The 18,577-nt window shown below is 73.2% G+C and carries 15 protein-coding genes; 4 read left to right on the top strand and 11 right to left on the bottom strand.

Annotated features, from left to right (window positions below):
* Nucleotides 1–54: 54 nt before the first annotated feature.
* Nucleotides 55–1,626 (bottom strand): MDR family MFS transporter, encoded by a 1,572-nt coding sequence (locus HZS56_RS16065; protein WP_216721390.1) that lies wholly within the window; start codon nt 1,624–1,626, stop codon nt 55–57.
* 92 nt (nt 1,627–1,718) lie between these two features.
* On the bottom strand, nt 1,719–2,372 hold the full coding sequence (locus HZS56_RS16060) for a TetR/AcrR family transcriptional regulator (RefSeq protein WP_216721365.1): 654 nt from the start codon (nt 2,370–2,372) through the stop codon (nt 1,719–1,721).
* A 406-nt stretch (nt 2,373–2,778) separates the two neighbouring features.
* Between HZS56_RS16060 and HZS56_RS16055 the strand changes: the two genes are divergently transcribed.
* Together HZS56_RS16055 and HZS56_RS16050 are read left to right on the top strand one after the other, a co-directional pair.
* Entirely contained in the window at nt 2,779–5,169 is a 2,391-nt protein-coding gene (locus HZS56_RS16055; RefSeq protein ID WP_216721364.1) for a phosphoketolase family protein, read from the top strand.
* A complete protein-coding gene (locus HZS56_RS16050) occupies nt 5,166–7,580 on the top strand; it encodes a glycoside hydrolase family 65 protein (RefSeq protein ID WP_216721363.1) in 2,415 nt (804 codons plus the stop codon). The genes HZS56_RS16055 and HZS56_RS16050 overlap by 4 nt, the downstream gene beginning before the upstream one ends.
* Here the strand turns inward: HZS56_RS16050 and HZS56_RS16045 are convergent.
* From HZS56_RS16045 to HZS56_RS16020, 6 genes are all read right to left on the bottom strand, one after another.
* A complete protein-coding gene (locus HZS56_RS16045) occupies nt 7,562–8,020 on the bottom strand; it encodes a hypothetical protein (protein WP_216721362.1) in 459 nt (152 codons plus the stop codon). The two genes, HZS56_RS16050 and HZS56_RS16045, sit on opposite strands and share 19 nt — an antisense overlap.
* A gap of 133 nt (nt 8,021–8,153) precedes the next feature.
* Entirely contained in the window at nt 8,154–9,017 is an 864-nt protein-coding gene (locus HZS56_RS16040; RefSeq protein WP_216721361.1) for a DMT family transporter, read from the bottom strand.
* 67 nt (nt 9,018–9,084) lie between these two features.
* Entirely contained in the window at nt 9,085–9,942 is an 858-nt protein-coding gene (locus HZS56_RS16035) for a hypothetical protein (RefSeq protein ID WP_216721360.1), read from the bottom strand.
* A 189-nt stretch (nt 9,943–10,131) separates the two neighbouring features.
* On the bottom strand, nt 10,132–11,079 hold the full coding sequence (locus HZS56_RS16030; protein ID WP_216721359.1) for a coiled-coil domain-containing protein: 948 nt from the start codon (nt 11,077–11,079) through the stop codon (nt 10,132–10,134).
* 94 nt (nt 11,080–11,173) lie between these two features.
* Complete coding sequence (locus HZS56_RS16025) at nt 11,174–11,761, bottom strand: DUF488 domain-containing protein (RefSeq protein ID WP_216721358.1); 588 nt, start codon at nt 11,759–11,761, stop codon at nt 11,174–11,176.
* A 111-nt stretch (nt 11,762–11,872) separates the two neighbouring features.
* Nucleotides 11,873–12,811 (bottom strand): GlxA family transcriptional regulator, encoded by a 939-nt coding sequence (locus tag HZS56_RS16020; protein WP_216721357.1) that lies wholly within the window; start codon nt 12,809–12,811, stop codon nt 11,873–11,875.
* Between the two features lie 256 nt (nt 12,812–13,067).
* On the opposite strand from HZS56_RS16020, the gene HZS56_RS16015 reads away from it, so the two are divergent.
* Complete coding sequence (locus tag HZS56_RS16015; RefSeq protein WP_216721356.1) at nt 13,068–14,270, top strand: GDSL-type esterase/lipase family protein; 1,203 nt, start codon at nt 13,068–13,070, stop codon at nt 14,268–14,270.
* A 17-nt stretch (nt 14,271–14,287) separates the two neighbouring features.
* Here the strand turns inward: HZS56_RS16015 and HZS56_RS16010 are convergent, their stop codons facing one another.
* Nucleotides 14,288–14,986 carry a type 1 glutamine amidotransferase gene (locus HZS56_RS16010; RefSeq protein ID WP_216721355.1) on the bottom strand — a complete coding sequence of 233 codons (699 nt, stop codon included), beginning with the start codon at nt 14,984–14,986 and terminating at the stop codon, nt 14,288–14,290.
* A gap of 24 nt (nt 14,987–15,010) precedes the next feature.
* Nucleotides 15,011–16,132 (bottom strand): lipid II:glycine glycyltransferase FemX, encoded by a 1,122-nt coding sequence (locus tag HZS56_RS16005; RefSeq protein WP_216721354.1) that lies wholly within the window; start codon nt 16,130–16,132, stop codon nt 15,011–15,013.
* A gap of 268 nt (nt 16,133–16,400) precedes the next feature.
* On the opposite strand from HZS56_RS16005, the gene ku reads away from it, so the two are divergent.
* Nucleotides 16,401–17,465, top strand: coding sequence for a non-homologous end joining protein Ku (gene ku, locus HZS56_RS16000; RefSeq protein ID WP_216721353.1), 1,065 nt, complete (start codon nt 16,401–16,403; stop codon nt 17,463–17,465).
* A gap of 194 nt (nt 17,466–17,659) precedes the next feature.
* Here the strand turns inward: ku and HZS56_RS15995 are convergent, their stop codons facing one another.
* Complete coding sequence (locus tag HZS56_RS15995; RefSeq protein WP_216721389.1) at nt 17,660–18,505, bottom strand: RNA polymerase sigma factor SigF; 846 nt, start codon at nt 18,503–18,505, stop codon at nt 17,660–17,662.
* Nucleotides 18,506–18,577 lie beyond the last annotated feature (72 nt).

The raw sequence follows: 18,577 nt of genomic DNA, 5'->3' as shown, positions 1-18,577 counted from the left end.
CAGCGGGGCTCGCCCGTCCGCACGGACGGGCGAGCCCCGCTGTCGCCGGGCGCCTCAGGCGACGGGTGCCGGGTCCTTGCCGGCCGGTCCGGCGAGACCCTCGCCGGACTCCTCGGCCAGGCGCTCCATGCCGCTGGTGGTCTTCAGGGGCTTCTCCTTGATGAAGACGACGGCGACCAGCGCGAGCACGGCGAACGGCGTGGCGATCAGGAACAGATCGGCCGTCGCCACTCCGTAGGCGTGCTCGACGATCGTGCGCATCGGGGCGGGCAGCGCGGACATGTCCGGGACGCTGCTCTCGCCCGATCCCTCGCCACCGGGCACGGTGATGCCGGCGTTGCTGAGACCCTTGGCCATCTCGTCGGCGACCCGGTTGGCGAGGATCGCGCCGAGGACGCTGACGCCGATGGTGCCGCCCATGCTGCGGAAGAAGGACAGCACGGAGGTCGCGGCGCCCAGGTCGGAGGCGGCCACGTCGTTCTGCGCGGCCAGCACCAGGTTCTGCATCAGCATGCCGACGCCGACACCCAGGATCGCCATGTAGAGGCTGAGCAGACCGAAGCTGGTGCTCGCGTCGATCGTGGCCAGCAGCGCGAGGCCGGCGGCCATGATCACCGCGCCCGCCACCAGGTACCGCTTCCACTTGCCGGTGCGGCTGATGACCTGTCCGGCCACGGTGGAGGACACCAGCAGGCCGAGGATCATCGGCAGGCTCATCAGACCCGCGACGGTCGGCGACTTGCCCAGCGAGACCTGGAAGTACTGCGAGAGGAAGACGGTCCCGCCGAACATGGCGACACCGACCAGGAGGCTGGCGACCGTGGTCAGGGTGACCGTGCGGTTCTTGAAGATGCCGAGCGGGATGACCGGCTCCGCGGTGCGGGCCTCGACGAACACCGCCGCGACCAGCAGCAGCACGCCGCCGCCCGTGAGCGCGCCGGTCTGCCAGGAGGCCCAGTCGAACTCGTTGCCCGCCAGGGACACCCAGATGAGCAGCGCGCAGACACCGGCGACGATCAGGAAGGCGCCGAGCCAGTCGATGCGCACCTCGCGCCGTGTGGTCGGCAGCCGCAGCGTGCGCTGCAGCAGGGCGATGGCGAGCAGCGCGAACGGCACGCCGATGAAGAAGCACCAGCGCCAGCCCAGCCACGAGGTGTCCACCAGGACGCCGCCGACCAGCGGTCCGGCCACGGTGCCCACGGCGAAGACGGCACCGAAGATGCCGGCGTACTTGCCCAGCTGGCGGGGCGGGATGACGGAGGCCATCACGACCTGGGCGAGAGCGGTCAGACCGCCCGCACCGATGCCCTGCACGACCCGGCTGAAGATCAGCAGCCCGACGCCGTGCGAGAAGCCGGCCAGCAGCGAGCCCACCACGAACATGCTCAGCGACAGCTGGAGCAGCAGCTTCTTGTTGAAGAGGTCGGACAGCTTGCCCCACAGGGGCACCGTCGCGGTCATCGCCAGCAGCTCGGAGGTCACGACCCAGGTGTAGGACGACTGGCTGGCGCCCAGGTCGGCGATGATCGTCGGCAGCGCGTTGGCCACGACGGTACCGGCCAGGATGGCGACGAACATGCCGGCCATCAGGCCCGACATGGCCTGGAGTATCTGCCGGTGGGTCATGGAGGTGGGAGGCGCGTCGGCGGGCGCCTGGGTAGCGGTCACGGCATCTCTTTCGTGTGGTGGTCCGGTGGGTCGCGAGCCCGGCGCGGAGGCTACGCGGAGGGTGCCGGGAGACCGGCGGCGAGGAGCGTGAAGACCTCGCGGAAGACGTCCAGGAAGGCGGCTTCCTCCTGGTGGGCGGACCAGTGGTCCATGCTGGTGCGCACCGCGACGCTCGCCACCGCGGCCAGCAGCCGCGGATAGAGGCCGGGCTCGGACCCGGGTCCGGAGCCGCCCGTGCCGCCGGCCCCGCGCAGGCGCTCGGCGACGGCGTCGGCCAGGTCCTCCTCGGCCGCCCTGTGGGCCCCGACGCCGCGCGCCAGGAGGTGCGGGGAGGCGTGCAGGACCTCGGCCTGCAGACGCCACAGTTCGTGCTGCTGTTCCGCCTCGGCCAGTTCCGCCGCCATGGCCTCGCGCAGGGCTTCCAGCGGGGAGAGGCCGGCCGGTGCCTCGACGACGGCGCGCCGCATGCGCGCGCCCGCTTCCGCGTCGATGACCACGAAGGCGTCGTCGCGGGTGTCGAAGTAGTTGAAGAAGGTACGCACCGACACTCCGGCGGCGGCGCTGATCGCCTCGACGGTGACCTTCTCCGCGCCGTGCTCCGCGGCGAGACGCACCGCGGCCTCGGCGAGAGCGGCACGCGTGGCCCGCTTCTTCCGCTCCCGCAGCCCGCCCTCTGCGGCACTCTTCTCCGACATAAGTTGCATGGTATGCAAAGATGCATGACATGCAAAATTGATAACGGCGGCCACCCGACCCCGTGCGCCCTTCGCGGATCCTCGAATACTCGGCCAATCGCGGTGTAACGCGGCGAAGTTGGGGTACTCGCTGCGCCAGCACGGCCGGCACCGGGGTCGGCGCCGGTGGCGGCCGTGCTGTTCGGCCGTGCTGCTCACGGCCCTCGCCCTCGCCGTCCTGCCCCGGTCTCCCTGTCCCGGATTCCCGGCAGTCCGAGCGAGCGGCGCCCGGGGTCCGCGCGAGAGCGCCCGGGTCGTCCGGATCCCGACGTGACCCGAACGGCCCTCTCGGGTACCCGCCCGGTCCGCACAGGGTTGGGATGTCCACGGGACCCTTGCCCCTCCCCGACCGCTGTCCCGAACGGAAAGGCCCCCGATGTCCGCCGACACGCAGCAGCCGCCGCCCGGGCTCACCGACGAGGAACTCGCGGGTCTGGACGCCCACTGGCGCGCCGCGAACTACCTCTCCGTCGGCCAGATCTACCTGATGGACAACCCCCTGCTGGCCGAACCGCTGCGCCCCGAGCACGTCAAGCCCCGGCTGCTCGGCCACTGGGGCACCTCACCCGGTCTCAACCTGGTCCACACCCACCTCAACCGGGTGATCAAGGCGCGCGGTCTCGACGCCCTGTGCGTCTGGGGTCCAGGACACGGCGGGCCCGCCGTCCTGGCCAACGCGTGGCTGGAGGGGTCGTACAGCGAGACCTACCCGGACGTCACGAGGGACGCGGCGGGGATGGCCCGGCTGTTCAGACAGTTCTCCTTCCCCGGCGGCGTGCCGAGCCACGTCGCGCCCGAGACGCCGGGCTCCATCCACGAGGGCGGCGAGCTGGGCTACGCGCTCTCGCACGCCTACGGCGCCGCCTTCGACCACCCCGGCCTCGTGGTCGCCTGCGTGATCGGCGACGGCGAGGCGGAGACCGGCCCGCTGGCCACGTCCTGGCACTCCAACAAGTTCCTCGACCCCGTCCACGACGGCGCGGTCCTGCCGATCCTGCATCTCAACGGCTACAAGATCGCCAACCCGACCGTCCTCGCCCGCCTCCCCGAGGCGGAACTCGACTCCCTCCTGCGCGGCTACGGCCACGACCCGCTGTACGTCACCGGCGACGACCCGGCCGCCGTCCACCGCGCCATGGCCCAGGCCATGGACACCGCCCTGGACCGCATCGCCGCCCTCCAACGGGCCGCCCGCGAGGACGGGGCCACCGACCGAGCCCGCCTGCCGGTGATCGTCCTGCGCACCCCCAAGGGCTGGACCGGCCCGGCGGAGGTCGACGGCGTGCCCGTGGAGAACACCTGGCGCGCCCACCAGGTCCCGCTGCCCGCCGTACGCACCGACCCGGACCACCTCGCGCAGCTGGAGCGCTGGCTGCGCTCCTACCGGCCCGAGGAACTCTTCGACGACACCGGAGCACCGCGCCCAGCCGTCCTCGCCGCCGTCCCTGAGGGACCCCGTCGCCTGGGCGCCACCCCCTTCGCCAACGGCGGCCTGCTCCTGCGCGAGCTGCCCCTGCCCGACCCGGACGAGTACGCCGTGCCGGTCGACCGCCCCGGCGCGAGCATGCACGAGCCCACCCGGGTCCTCGGAGACCTGCTGCGCGACGTCATGGACGCCACCGCAGACCGGCGGGACTTCCGGCTCGTAGGCCCCGACGAGACCGCCTCCAACCGGCTCCAGGCCGTCTACACCGCCAGCGGCAAGGCCTGGCAGGAGAGGACGCTGCCCGTCGACGAGGACCTCGACCGGCACGGCCGGGTGATGGAGATCCTGTCCGAACACACCTGCCAGGGCTGGCTGGAGGGCTACCTCCTCACCGGCCGCCACGGCCTGTTCTCCTGCTACGAGGCCTTCGTCCACATCGTCGACTCGATGGTCAACCAGCACGTCAAATGGCTGCGCGTCACCCGCCGACTGCCCTGGCGGGCGCCCATCGCCTCCCTCAACTACCTGCTCACCTCCCACGTGTGGCGCCAGGACCACAACGGCTTCTCCCACCAGGACCCCGGGTTCGTCGACCACATCCTCAACAAGAGCCCCGAAGCCGTCCGGGTCTACCTGCCGCCGGACGCCAACACCCTGCTCTCCGTCGCCGACCACGCGCTGCGCAGCCGCGACTACGTCAACGTGATCGTCGCCGGCAAACAGCCCTGCTTCGACTGGCTCTCCATGGAGCAGGCGAAGGTGCACTGCGCACGGGGCGCCGGCATCTGGGACTGGGCCGGGACCGAGGACGGCGGCCGCGAGCCCGACGCGGTGCTCGGCTGCGCGGGCGACGTCCCCACCCAGGAGGTGCTGGCCGCCGCGCAGTTGATCCGCCACCACCTGCCCGGGCTCGCGGTGCGCGTGGTGAACGTGGTGGACATCGCCCGGCTCCTGCCCAGCGGCGAACACCCGCACGGCATGACCGACTTCGAGTACGACGGCCTGTTCACCGCGGACAAGCCGGTCGTCTTCGCCTACCACGGGTACCCCTGGCTGATCCACCGGCTCGCCTACCGGCGCACCGGCCACGCGCACCTCCACGTGCGCGGCTACAAGGAGATCGGGACCACCACCACCCCGTTCGACATGGTGCTCGGCAACGACATGGACCGCTTCCGCCTCGTCATGGACGTCATCGACCGGGTGCCGGGACTCGCGGTGCGCGCGGCCGCCGTGCGGCAGCGGATGGAGGACGCCCGGCTGCGCCACCACGACTGGATCCGCGAACACGGCGTCGACATGCCCCAGATCGCCGACTGGAGCTGGGACGGCTCGCGATGACCGCGACCCCCTCGACCTGGGACTACGCACACTACGACCCGGCCGAGGAACGGCTCAGGGAGTCCCTGTGCACCCTCGGCAACGGCTACTTCGCCACCCGCGGCGCCCTGCCCGAGTGCCCCGCCGGTGACACGCACTATCCGGGCACCTACGTGGCCGGGTGCTACAACCGGCTCACCTCCGCCGTCGCCGGCCGCGAGGTCGAGAACGAGGACATGGTCAACCTCCCCAACTGGCTGCCACTGCGCTTCAGGACCGCCGCAGGGGACTGGCTGACGCCGGACACCGCCGAGGTGCTCGACCACCGGCAGACCGTGCACCTGGACTCGGGACTGCTGGAGCGACGCACCAGCTTCCGGCTCGACGCCGAACGCGTACTGGCCGTGCGCCAGCTGCGCCTGGTGCACATGGCCGACCCCCACCTCGCCGCACTGCGCACGGAGTTCACCGTCGACGGCGGCCCGGCCGACCTGGAGGTGGCCTCGTCCCTCGACGGCGGGGTCACCAACTCCGGGGTGCCGCGCTACCGGGACCTCGACGGCCGTCACCTCACCCACGTCCACACCGGCGACACCGGCGACGGCACGGTGTGGCTGCGCTGCCGCACCCGTACCTCGGACATCCGGATCGGCATGGCGGCCCGCACCACCGCCGGCGCGCCGGTCACCACGGCGCGCGAACACCTGTGCGTCACCCAGCGCACGGTCCTGCGCGCCGAGCCGGGCCGCACCGTCACCGTCGACAAGACCGTCGCCCTGCACACCTCCCGCGACCCGGCGATCAGCGACCCGCTCCAGGCCGCCGTCGACCGCGTGACCGACGCCGCCGGCTTCGACGACCTGCTGGAGCGGCACCGCACCGCCTGGGGGCAGCTGTGGCGCCGCGCCGAACTGGAGGTCCCCGGCGAGGCCGGCAGCATCCTGCGCCTGCACCTCTTCCACGTCCTGCAGACCCTCTCCCCGCACACCGCCGACCTCGACGTGGGCGTGCCGGCGCGCGGACTGCACGGGGAGGCCTACCGCGGGCACATCTTCTGGGACGAGCTGTTCGTCCTGCCCTACCTGAACCTGCACTTCCCCGAGGTCTCCCGGGCCCTGCTCCACTACCGGCACCGCCGCCTGGAACGGGCCGGCGCGGCGGCCCGTGCCCTCGGCAGGCGCGGCGCGCTGTACCCCTGGCAGAGCGGCAGCGACGGCCGCGAGGAGACCCAGCAGCTGCACCTCAACCCGCGCTCGGGCCGCTGGCTCCCGGACCACTCCCACCTCCAGCACCACGTGGGCTCGGCCATCGCGTACAACGTGTGGCAGTACTGCGAGACCAGCGGCGACGCCGAGTTCCTGCACACCAAGGGCGCCGAGATGCTGCTGCAGATCGCGCGCTTCTGGGCCGACTCCGCCACCTGGGACGAGCGGCTGGGACGGTACCGCATCCGCGGCGTCGTCGGCCCCGACGAGTACCACGAGGCCTACCCCGGCGCCGACCGGCCGGGCCTGGACGACAACGCCTACACCAACGTCACCGCCGCCTGGGTCCTGGCCCGCACCCTCGAAGTCCTCGGCGAACTGCCCGAACCACGCCGCCGTGAACTCGTCGAGCGCACCGCTCTGGGCGAGGAGGAACTGGAACAGTGGGACAGCGTCTCCCGCACCCTGCACGTCCCCTTCCACGAAGGCGTCGTCAGCCAGTTCGAGGGTTACGGCGAACTGGCCGAGCTCGACTGGGCGGGCTACCGCGAGCGGTACGGCGACATCCGGCGCCTCGACCGCGTCCTGGAGGCCGAGAACGACAGCGTCAACAACTACCAGGCATCCAAGCAGGCCGACGTCCTCATGCTCGGCCACCTGTTCTCCCCGGCCGAACTCGGCTCACTCTTCGACCGGTTGGGCTACCGCCTGGACGAGCGGACCTGGCAGCGCACCGTCGACCACTACCTCGCCCGCACCAGCCACGGATCGACCCTCAGCGGACTCGTCCACGGCTGGGTCCTGGCCCGCGCCCGGCGCTCGGAGGCCTGGTCCTACTTCCAGGAGGCGCTCAAGGGCGACGTCGCCGACCTCCAGGGCGGCACCACCGGCGAGGGCATCCACCTCGGCGCCATGGCGGGCACCCTCGACCTCGTCCAGCGCGGTCTCACCGGTCTCGAGACCCGCGGCGGCGCCCTGTGGCTGGACCCGGTGCCACTGCCGGAACTGTCGTCGTACGGGTTCTCCGTGCGCTACCAGGGCCACTGGGGCGTGCGGTTCCGGCTGGAGCACGGCCGGCTGGAGATCGCCGTGCCCCCGGCCGGCCCGCTGCCGATCGACGTCAGGCTGCCGGACCGCGAGGTGCGCCTCCAGCCGGGCGACACCTGCCGGCTGGTGCTGCCGGACGGGCCGGCAGGGCCTCCGGCCCGTCAGCCCGCGAGCGGATAGGTCACCGTACGCGCGGACCCGTCCGGCCTGCCGTCGGTGTAGGTGAGGGTCACCCGGGTGAAGTGCGGGGCACCCGTGCCTCCCTCCCCGCCCGTGGACCGGTCGAGCCGGACGGTCACGGGGTACGAGTGGAAGGCACCCGCCGCGCAGTAGGGGTCGCAGTCGTTGACGGCGTGGGTGCCCCGGCCGACCGCGCCGGTCGAGTCCCAGCTCAGCCAGTGCAGGGACACGAGGCGGCTGTTGCCGTCCCCGCAGGCGAGCAGGTACGACCCGGGCCGCACCTGGGGCTGCCCCGAGCAGTCGACGAGTACCGGTTGCGGTGTCTGCTGGGTCCGCGCCGCGGGTGACGCGGACGGTGCGGCGAAGGCCGTGCCCAGGGGTGCTGCGAGCGCGGCGGCGGCACAGAGTGTGACCGCTGCCCTCATCGGGTTCCTGCCCATGTCTGCTCCCGGCCGTCTCGGGGTCGCTTGTCTCCGCTTCCCGTTTCCCCGTACCGACCGTACGACCGAGTCGACCAACGCACCACTCGTACGGAGCACCGCCCGCTGCGCCGCCCCGGCCCGCCCACCGGGCTCACTGCCCGGTGCGCAGGTCGACGCCCCGCCGGGCCAGATGCAGGACGCCCACGACGATCAGCGCCACGCCCAGCAGTTGCGGCACGACCCACCAGTGGCCCCGTACGTCCTCGCGGTACAGGACCACGCCGAGCAGGAGGCTCACCGTCGCGTCGCCCAGGGTGAGGGCGGGCTGGGAGGCGACGAGCGGGCCACCCTGCATGGCGTGCTCCAGCAGGAGCACGGCGCACACACCGGCCAGCGCGAAGCCGTAGGTCTGCCACGCGGTCAGGAAGCCGACGACGCCGCCGGAGTCCAGGACACGCATGGAGTCCTTCATCAGACCGGCCGTCAGCGCGTAGCACACCGCGGTGGCGGCGCCGAGACAACCGGCGCGCGCCTTGCCGAAGGGACGCCGCAGACCGGCTCCCGCCAGCAGTACCGCGGCTCCGGCACAGGCCGCGAGTGCGGGCACCCAGCGGTCCAGCGGCACGTCCTCCGCGCCGCCGTCCGGCGCGGCCGAGGCCAGCGCCACGCCGAGCCCCACCACCACCCCGCCGACGGCGAGCCACACCGCCTCCGGCAGCCGGGTGCCGGTCAGCAGCGAGGCCAGCAGCAGGGCCAGCGGAAGCTCCAGCACGAACAGGGGCTGGACGAGTGACAACGGCCCCGTCGCCAGAGCCACCGCCTGCCCCACACCGGCCACCACCACGGCCAGCATGCCGCCGAGCCACACCGGCCGCCGCAACAGGTCCAGGACGAGCCCCGGGCGGAAGCCCCGGGACTGCGGCACACTCAGCGCGGCACGGCGCTGGAGCACGGTCGCCAGCGCGTTGCTGAACGCGGCGAGGAGGGCGAAGAGCACCGGCAGGACGAAACCCATCCACCGATACTCACCCCGTTTCCCCCGGGCCGCGCGCCGCGCCGCGTCGAGAGGGGAGCAGGTGTGCTCAGGCGTCGCCCTGCCCGGCCGCGTCACCGGCCGGGGCCTGCTGCTCCTGCTTCGCCGCGGCCGCGTCGGCGGCGGTGTAGTACACCGACGTGCCCTGCTTGGAGCGCTGGGCCTGGTTCCTGGCGACGAGCCCCTCGAGGGTGGTGCGCACGACCGTGGTCTTGACGGTGCGTTCGGGGTGGGTCTCGCCCAGGGCCGTGGTGATCTCGGCCGCGGAGCGGGGCTCGTTCTGCCCGGCGAGGTGGTGGCGCACCAGCTCGACCAGCGTCGGCTGGGCCGGCGCCTGCGCCGGTGCCTTCCCGGCGGCGGGCTTCGCCGCGGCCTTGGTGTCCCTGGTGGCGTCCTTGGCGCTCTTGGTGCCCTTAGCGGCGGCCTTGGGGGACTTCGTGTCGGCCTTGGCGGGCGTCTTGGCCGTGCCCCCGGTGGCGGCCCTGGCGGCGGATCCGGCCTTCTTGGGAGCCTTCGCAGGTGCCGCGGCGGCCGGTTTCGCGGACTTGCCGGCACCCGGCTTGGCGGTGGTGGCGCGCTTGGCCGGCGAAGTGGCCCTCTTGGCCCGCGCACGCCTGCCCGCGCCCGGCCCGGCGGACGTGCCCGCACGCGGCGTGGGCACGGCGGCCGCTGCACCGGACTCCCCGGGCGCGTCCGCCGACTGGGCCGGGGAGGTGATGCCCAACGCCTGCTGCATGTTCACCAACAGGGCGTGGTCGTGCTGCAGCGCGGCCAACTGCTCCTGGAGAGCGGTGATTTCCGTGCTGACACGTTCCTGCTCCTTGGCGTTGCGCTCCAGGTCGTCGGTCACCTGGACGCTGTACTGCGAGGCGAGTTCGGTGGCGTTCTGCGTCGTGCTCTCGGACATGTGTGACTCTCCTCGATTCGCGGCCGTGAAGGCAGACGGACCATGCGTGGTGTTCGCCTGCTCGCTGCCGAGCCGGTATACCACGTATGGTCACTCACGTGGAATGTGCCGCCGCAACTCCGCGCATGTGTTCGGGACTTGGCGGGCATCGGTCACCCGCGAGCGTCATCCGCGCAGCGGCTGTGCCGGCTACCTGGCACGTGAGTTCAACCGGTCCACCCGGCGCGACGCCGTACGCGCCTCCCGCTCGGCCCCGGTCACTTCCTCGCCGGCCCGGTGGACCCGTTCTTCCGCTGCCCGGTGCTGCCGCTCGGCGCGGTCGAGGTCCGCGTGGGCCGTGCGCAGCTGTTCCTCGGCGGTGTTCACCGCCGCACGGGCCCGCTCGCGTTCCTCGTCCGCCCGGCGCAGCGACGCGTCCGCCGCCGACCGTTTTGCCCGTCCGTCGCGCAACCGCCGCGCGGCCCGCTCCGCCTGCTCCTCGGCCCGCGCCAGTTCCTCCTGCCGTCTGCGGCGCCGCTCCGCGAGTTCGTCACCGGTGCCCGCGGTGCGCCGGGCGGGCTTCGGCCGGGGCGCCGGCCCGCGGGGTGCGGCGGCGAACGGGGCGGTGTCCGGCGGGAATTCGGAGGGCGGGGCGAGTGACGCGGCCAGGCGTCCGGCGGCCCACTCGTCGGCGGCTCGCGCATCCGCGAGCACCGCGCGCAGGGTCGACTCGACCTCCCGCTGCGCCGACTGGGACAACCGGTGCCCGGCCTCGCCGGCCAGCTGTGCGGCCTGCTGGGTCAGGGCGGAGACGACGCGTCGGCGCTGCGCGGAGAGTTCCCTGAGCTCCGCGGCGTCCAGGGTGCGGTGTGCCTCGCGCAGGGACTGCCCCAACTCCTGGAAACGACGGGCCTCTTCCGGTCGCGAGCGGGCCAGGAGGTTCGCCGCCCAGGCCGCGAGCGTGGGCCTGCGGGCGGCGTGGATCCGGCGGGCGTCCTCCTTGCGGCCGGCGGTCCGGGCGGCGGCCGCGCGTTCCTCGCGGCGGGGGACGAAGTCGCCGGGCGGTGTCGAGTAGAGCTCGTCGAGTACCGACTCGGCCGACTCGGTGCCGTGGCCGCCGGTCTCCCGGCCGGTCCCGCCGCTCCCCTTGTGGTTCATGGCCACCGTCTCCTCCGTCTCCCTCCGGTCCCCTCCGCCTCCGCGGCTCTCCTCCGTGGCCTCGGCACCTGCTCCGTCCTGACCGCGGTCGTCCTCACCTCGGTGGGCGGCGCGTCCGCTTCGGCGGTGAGGAGGCGGCCGCCCGAGCCGCCTCCTCGTCGTCGTAGACGAGGAGCCCGTCCGGCCGCAGCCGGGCCCCCGGTGTGGGGGAGTGGGGTGTCAGGCGGCCGTCGTGCATGAGGTGGTCCACGGGAGTGTCACGGGCCAGTACGGCGAAGTCCGCGACGAGGCGCCGGTGGCAGCGCCACCACACGGCCTCGCCGCACATGACCGCGGTGCGTTCCCGCACTGTCTGCGCGAGCAGCTCGTCCATGGCGGCGACGAACTCCGAAGTGCGGGTGTGGGCGGCGTAGCCCCGGAAGGACGCGTTGCGCCAGACGACGTCCGGGGAGTCCGGCGGCAGCTTGCGGAAGCCGCCCAGGCGGCGCTCCCACCGGTAGCCGAGGCCTTCCTCGGGCATCCACCGTGCGAGCCGTTCCCGCAGCAGGTCGGGGTCGCGGCGGCTGCCGGGGGCCGTCCGGACGTCGACCACGGCGGCGACGCCGGCGCCCCGCAGCAGGCCGGCCAGCTCGGTGCGGCCCGCCGTGCCGTGTCCGAAGGTGACCAGGTGCGGCTGGGACATGGGGGCGGAGTCCCCCCGCTGCCCGCGCTCATGCCTCCCGTCGGCGCCCGCGCCGGACGCCCGGTGGGCGGAGCCGGTCCGGGGCGTGCCGGGCGGTGACCACCCACCGCCTCAGGCGAAGGTGCGCCGGTAGGCCTGGGGGCTGACGCCGGTGGTGCGCTTGAAACGGTCCCGGAAGGCGGTGGGCGAGCCGAACCCGACCTGACCGGCGATGCGCTCCACGGAGTGCTGGGTCGTCTCCAGCAGGTGCTGCGCCTGGCGGACCCTGGCCCGGTGGAGCCACTGCAGCGGGGTGCTGCCGGTCTGCTCCCGGAAGCGGCGGATCAGCGTCCGTGTGCTCATCCCGGCGTGGGCGGCGATGTCGGCGAGGGTGAGGTCGCGCGCCAGGTTGTCCCGCAGCCAGGTGAGCAGGGGCTCCAGGGCGGAGCCCCGGGGGACGGGCGTGTAGTCGTGGACGATGAACTGGGCCTGACCGCCTTCCCGCTCCAGCGGCATGACCGACAGCCGGGCGGCGTCCGCGGCGACCGCGGAACCGTAGTCCCGCCGGATCATGTGCAGGCACAGGTCCAGTCCCGCGGCGGCACCGGCCGAGGTGAGGAGCTGCCCGTTGTCGACGTAGAGCACCTCCGGGTCCACCTCGACGGCCGGGTGGGCACCGGCGAGCGCGTCGGCGGCGAGCCAGTGCGTGGTGGCCCGCAGCCCGTCGAGCAGTCCGGTGGCGGCCAGCGGGAAGGTGCCCGCGCAGATGGAGGCGATCCGCGTGCCGTTCGCGGCGGCCGTGCGCAGCGCGTCGCGCACGGCGGGGGAGAGCGGGTCGGTGGGGGTGGCCGTGCCGGGCACGACGATCGTGTCCGCGTCCCGCAGCCCGTCCAGACCCCAGGGCGCGCGCAGCGTGAAGGCGCCCGTGTCGACCTCGGACCGCTCGGCGCACACGCGGATCTGGTAGCCGGGCCGGCCGTCGGGGAGCCGGGTGCGGCCGAAGACCTCGATCGGGGTGGACAGGTCGAACGGGATCACCCGGTCCAGGGCGAGTACGGCGACGGTGTGCATGGCCGGAAGGCACCTCCTCACGGGTACGGCGGCCGCGGCACCGGACGCCTGGAGCACCAGTGAACCGCAGGTGGCGGACATGATCGTAGGCCGTGTCACTTTCCCGTTGAAAGTCGTCACCACTGCCATGCGTGCAGGCGCGCACGCACACCGCTGGACGGTCGGACAACACAGTTTGCCTAATCGAATTAGGCAATTGCATAATCGGCGACGTACACCGCGCCCTCAGTGAGGCGCACCCACCTCCGGAGGCGACATGCACACCACGGACGACTGGATCACCACGCCCGTCACCCAGGACCTCCTGCGGGGCGCCCTCGACCTGGAGCGCACCGGGCACGGCGTGCTGCCGCACCGCCTGCCGGCCAGGGCCCGCGCCCAGAACGCCGACGGGCAGCTCGCCATGGCCGAGTCCCAGCCCTCGGGCGTACGCCTGGCCCTGCGCACCCGGGCCACCGTCGTCGAACTGGACACCCTGCCCACCAAGCGCGTCTACACCGGCGCCCCGCCCCGCCCGGACGGCGTCTACGACCTGCTCGTCGACGGCCGCCCGGCGGGACGGGGCAGCGTCACGGGCGGGCGCGTCCTGACCATCGACATGACCACCGGCACCGCGGAGCTGGAGCAGGGCCCGGTCGGCACCGTCCGCTTCGCCGGCCTCCCGGCGGGCGACAAGGACGTCGAGATCTGGCTGCCCCACAACGAGACCACCGAACTCGTCGCCCTGCGCACCGACGCCCCCGTAGGGCCCGCGCCGGATCCCGGCCGCAGGGTCTGGCTGCACCACGGCAGCTCCATCAGCCACGGTTCGGACGCCGCGAGCCCCACCACCACCTGGCCCGCCCTCGCGGCCTCCCTCGGCGGAGTCGAACTCGTCAACCTGGGCCTGGGCGGCGGCGCCCTGCTCGATCCGTTCACCGCCCGGGCCATGCGCGACACACCGGCCGACCTGATCAGCGTCAAGATCGGCATCAACGTGGTCAACGCCGACCTGATGCGCCTGCGTGCCTTCGGCCCCGCGGTGCACGGCTTCCTCGACACCCTCCGCGAGGGCCACCCCACGGCACCGCTGCTGGTCGTCTCGCCGATCCTGTGCCCCGTCCACGAGGACACCCCGGGGCCGCTGATGCCCGACTTCAGCGGAGCGGCCGAGGGACGGATGCGTTTCGTGGCCACGGGCGACCCGGCGGAAACGGCGAGTGGGAAGCTCACCCTCGACGTCATCAGGAACGAACTGGCCCGGATCGTGACGCAGCGCGCGGCCGACGACCCGAACCTGTACCACCTCGACGGCCGCGAGCTGTACGGGGAGGACGACTTCGCCGAGCTGCCGCTGCCCGACGACATCCACCCGGACGCCGCCACCCACCGCCGTATGGGCGAACGCTTCGCGGCACTGGCCTTCACCGACGGCGGCGCGTTCGCGGAACGGGCGCGGGCCGCCGACGGGGCCTCCTGAGGGGGGCCGGCCCGGCGTCAGCCGGTGACCACGGCGGCGAAGCGCCGGGCGACCCGCCGCCAGACCGCTTCGGCCGCCGGCTCGTCGCGTGCCGCCCGGTCGGCCAGCTCCACCGGGTCCAGGCCCCGGGCCCGGAGCCGTTCCGCGTCCCAGGACCTCACGCGGTCCGCCCCCGCCTCGGGATGGAACTGCACACCCCACGCCCGCTCACCGACCCGGAACGCCTGGTACGGACAGCGCTCGCTCGCCATCAGCCAGGCCGCGCCGGGCGGCAGGGCGGTGACGGCGTCGACGTGGTGCTCGACCGCCGTCACCCGCTCCGGCAGCCCCCGGAACAACGGATCGTCCCCGGCCTCGGGACGCACGTTCAGCGGGGTACTGCCGAACTCCGGCTCACCGTGGGCGCCGTGGACCGTGCCGCCCGCCACCCGGGCGAGGAGCTGGCCGCCGAGGCAGATGCCGAACACCGGCACCTCCCGATCCAGTGCCCCGGCGACCAGCGCGCGGGTGGGTGCCAGCCACGGGGCGCGCTCGTCGTCGTCGGGCAGGAAACCGCCGCCGAGCACCAGGATCCCGTCGTACTCCGGACGGACGGGAAACGGAACACCGGCGTACGCGTGCAGGACGTCCAGCGACACCCCCTCCGACGCCAGCCACGCACCGAACCGACCCGGCCCGCCGCCCGCGTGGTTCTGCACCACCAGCACCCGCGACACCGCCCACCCCCTGCCTCACGTCCGTCAGCGCCGCGCCAGGTAGAACCGCAGTGCCCTGTGCAGCACCCTGCTCAGCGCATGCTCCCACTCCCCGAGGTACTCGACGGCCTCGCCCCCCGCCCCGGTCTTGAACCGGAGCAGCCCCAGCAGGTGGTTGTCCTCGTCGAGGGTGTCGGTGATGCCGCGGAAGTCGTAGACGGCCGCGCCCCGTTCGTGGGCGTCGCACATCATCCGCCACTGCAGGGCGTTGTTCGGCTGGACCTCGCGCCGCCGGGCCGTCGAGGCGCCGTAGGAGTACCAGACGTGGTCGCCCACGGTCAGCATCGTGGCCGCGGCGAGCACCTCCCCGTCGTGATGCGCCAGGTACAGGCGCATCCGGTCCGGGTCCTCGGCCGTCAGCGCGGCCCACATGCGCTGGAAGTAGCCGAGGGGGCGGGGAACGAACCGGTCCCGTTCGGCGGTCTCCACATACAGCTCGTAGAACGCGCCGAGATCCTCGTGGCCGCCGCGGACGACCTTGACGCCGGCCTTCTCCGCCTTCTTGATGTTGCGACGCCACTGCTGGTTGAAGCCGCTCCGGATCTCCTCCAGCGACCGGCCCGCGAGCGGCACCTGGCACACGTAGCGCGGCTGGCCCGCCGCGAACCCGTCCTCCCCGCCGGACTCGGTGCGCCGCCAGCCCAACCGGCGCAGCTCCTCGGCGACGTCGTCGGCCCCCGGCTCCCGGGCGGTGGCCGGCACGTCGCCGAGCCGGTGCGCCGCAGGGTCGGCGACGGCCGCCTTGACGGCCTCCGGGCTCCAGCGCCGTGCCACCACCGGCGGCCCCATCCGCACCGAGAACGCACCCCGCTCCCTCAGGTGCGCCAGCATGGGCCGCAGCCACCGCTCCAGGTCCCGGGCGCCCCAGTCGACGACCGGGCCCTCGGGCAGGTAGGCCAGGTATCGCCTGAGCCCCGGCAGCGGACGCAGGAGCACCAGCCCGGCCCCCACCAGGTCACCGCCCTCGTCGAACCAACCCAGGCTCTCCGCCCGCCACTCGGGCTTCACGCCGCCCCACGCGGGGGTCTGCAGATGGCTCACGGAGGGCCGGGCCGCGACGAAGCGCAGGTGCTCCTCGCGGCTGATCGGTCTCAGGTGACAGTTCACGGGCGGTGCCCCTCTGTGGTTCGGCTCTGTTGTCCGGCGCCGTTCGGCTCGGTTCCGGCCGGGCGGTCCTGCGGACGCCGGCCGGTGGCAAGGACCGGCCGGCGTCCGCGCGGTGGCCGCCCCGCACCTCACAGGGAACAACGGCGGCGGCCGGTGCGCGCGCTGCCGACCGGCCGCCCACCCGTGTGCAGCGCCCGGCGGGCGGAGCCGAGGGCCGGATGGCAGCGTGGAAGGACTGGGCGGTGCGGGCAGGACGGAGCGGACGGCCATGGCACGGGCGATCTGGACAGGCGTGATCACGTTCGGGCTGGTCTCGGTGCCCGTCGGTCTGTTCACCGCGACCGAGGACCACACGGTCCACTTCCACCAGTTGCAGCGCGGCACCTCGGACCGCATCCGCAACCGGCGCGTCAACGAACGCACCGGCAAGGAGGTCGAGGCCGCCGACATCGTCAAGGGCTACGAGGTCGGCGAGGGCGAGTACGTCGTCGTGGATCCCGACGAACTCGACGAGATCGCGCCGGGCCGCTCCCGCACCCTGGACATCACCGACTTCGTCGACCTGGACCGGATCGACCCGGTCTACTTCGGCCGCACCTACTACCTCGCCCCGCGCGGCGAGGAGTACCTGAAGGTCTACGAACTCCTGCGCACCGCCCTCGCCGAGACCGGCAAGGCGGGCGTCGCCACCTTCGTCATGCGCAACCGCCAGTACCTGACCGCCCTGCGCGCCGAGGAGAGGGTCCTGCTGCTGCAGACGCTGCACTGGGCCGACGAGGTCCGCGACCCGGTACGGGAACTGCCCGAGCTGCCGTCCAGCCGTGCGGGCCGCGGCAAGGAACTCGACATGGCCCTGCGCCTCGTCGACGCCCTCAGTGGCGACTGGGACCCCGAGCGCTACCACGACACCTACCAGGAGAAGGTCCGCGAGCTGGTCCGGGCCAAGGCCGAGGGCGAGGAGGTGGCCGTCGCCGAGGAGGCGCCGGGCGCCACCAATGTCGTCGACCTGATGGACGTCCTGCGGGGCAGCCTGGAGCAGGCGAAGGGCGGCGGAGAACGGGCGGCCCGGAACTCGGGCGGCCGGGGAGCGGACGAGCCGCGGAAGAAGGCGGGAGCGCCCCGGAAGAAGCCCACGGCAGCGGGGAAGGGGAAAGCGGGCCCCGCCCACAGGACTCCGCCCGGGCGGAGCGAACTGCGGGAGCTGAGCAAGGCCGAGCTCTACCAGCGGGCCACCGAGCAGGACGTCCCCGGCCGCTCCAGGATGAGCCGCGAGCAGCTCGTCGACGCGCTCAGCGGCACCCGCGCCCGGCGGAAGAAGACGACCGCCGCCTGAGCCGGACGAAGCGTCGTCCGTACCGGACCGGGCGCCGCCCGCACCGGATCACGCAGCGCCTGCACGGGACGAAGCGGCGCCCGCACCGGACCGGACGCCGCCCCCACTGGCCGACCGCCGCTCGAACCTGACCGCTCTTACCGCCCGGACCGCCCGGACCGCCCGGACAGCCCGCGCCGCGGCCAGGCCGGGGATCAGGCCGTGCTGAGCATGCCCTCCCGCAGCCGCTTCAGCAGTCGCGAGATCAGCCGCGACACATGCATCTGCGAGACGCCGAGGCGCTCGCCGATGTCCTTCTGCGTCAGCTCCTCGACGAACCGCCAGTGGATGATCTGCCGGTCGCGCTCGTCCAGCTCGGCGATCATCGGGGCCAGGGCGTGGAAGTCGTCCACGAGTTCCAGGGCGGCGTCGTCGACACCGATGAAGTCCGCGAGCGCCGACTCGCCTTCCTCGCTGCCGCCCACGGCGGCGTCCAGGGAGGCGGAGTTGTAGCCGTTGGCCGCCAGACGGGCCTCGACGACCTCGTCCTCCGGAAGGCTCATCAGTTCCGACAGCTCCTGCGTGGTGGGGTTGCGGCCCAGCCGGCTGCGCAGCTCCTCGGTGGCCCGGGCCAGCTGGACACGGGCCTCCTGAAGCCGCCGGGGGACGTGCACCGCCCACGAGGTGTCCCGGAAGAACCGCTTGATCTCACCGACGATGTACGGCACCGCGAAGGAGGTGAACTCCACCTCGCGGGTCAGCTCGAACCGGTCGATGGCCTTGATCAGGCCGATCATGCCGACCTGGACGATGTCCTCCATCTCCTCCGGGCCGCGGCTGCGGAAGCGGCCGGCCGCGAAGCGCACCAGGGACATGTTCATCTCGATGAGGGTGTTGCGAGCGTACTGGTGTGCGGGCGTGCCCTCTTCCAGTACCGCAAGCTGCTCGAAGAACAGCCGCGACAACTCCCGCGCGTCCTTGGGCGCCACCTTGGACGGGTCCGCGATCTCCGGCATCTCCGTCGTGGTGTGCGCGGTCGCCTGTGCGGTCGTCGTCATGATGTGCCCTCCCGATCGATCGGCCCCCGTCGTTGTCACCCTGTCGGCCGACGCATGGGCGCCTACCCGGAGTCA

It is taken from the genome of Streptomyces mayonensis (assembly GCF_018982965.1).
GTDB lineage: Bacteria > Actinomycetota > Actinomycetes > Streptomycetales > Streptomycetaceae > Streptomyces > Streptomyces mayonensis.
The sequence above is the reverse complement of the archived record's forward strand: the minus strand, read 5'-3'. Positions and strand labels throughout refer to the sequence as shown.

Bases quoted from the DNA above. Each gene is read 5' to 3' on its own strand.
- HZS56_RS16045 (WP_216721362.1), bottom strand. From the start codon at position 8,020: ATGGGCAGGAACCCGATGAGGGCAGCGGTCACACTCTGTGCCGCCGCC.
- HZS56_RS16060 (WP_216721365.1), bottom strand. From the start codon at position 2,372: ATGCAACTTATGTCGGAGAAGAGTGCCGCAGAGGGCGGGCTGCGGGAG.
- HZS56_RS16055 (WP_216721364.1), top strand. From the start codon at position 2,779: ATGTCCGCCGACACGCAGCAGCCGCCGCCCGGGCTCACCGACGAGGAA.
- HZS56_RS16015 (WP_216721356.1), top strand. From the start codon at position 13,068: ATGCACACCACGGACGACTGGATCACCACGCCCGTCACCCAGGACCTC.
- ku (WP_216721353.1), top strand. From the start codon at position 16,401: ATGGCACGGGCGATCTGGACAGGCGTGATCACGTTCGGGCTGGTCTCG.
- HZS56_RS16025 (WP_216721358.1), bottom strand. From the start codon at position 11,761: ATGTCCCAGCCGCACCTGGTCACCTTCGGACACGGCACGGCGGGCCGC.
- HZS56_RS16035 (WP_216721360.1), bottom strand. From the start codon at position 9,942: ATGTCCGAGAGCACGACGCAGAACGCCACCGAACTCGCCTCGCAGTAC.
- HZS56_RS16065 (WP_216721390.1), bottom strand. From the start codon at position 1,626: ATGACCCACCGGCAGATACTCCAGGCCATGTCGGGCCTGATGGCCGGC.
- HZS56_RS16030 (WP_216721359.1), bottom strand. From the start codon at position 11,079: ATGAACCACAAGGGGAGCGGCGGGACCGGCCGGGAGACCGGCGGCCAC.
- HZS56_RS16040 (WP_216721361.1), bottom strand. From the start codon at position 9,017: ATGGGTTTCGTCCTGCCGGTGCTCTTCGCCCTCCTCGCCGCGTTCAGC.
- HZS56_RS16050 (WP_216721363.1), top strand. From the start codon at position 5,166: ATGACCGCGACCCCCTCGACCTGGGACTACGCACACTACGACCCGGCC.
- HZS56_RS16020 (WP_216721357.1), bottom strand. From the start codon at position 12,811: ATGCACACCGTCGCCGTACTCGCCCTGGACCGGGTGATCCCGTTCGAC.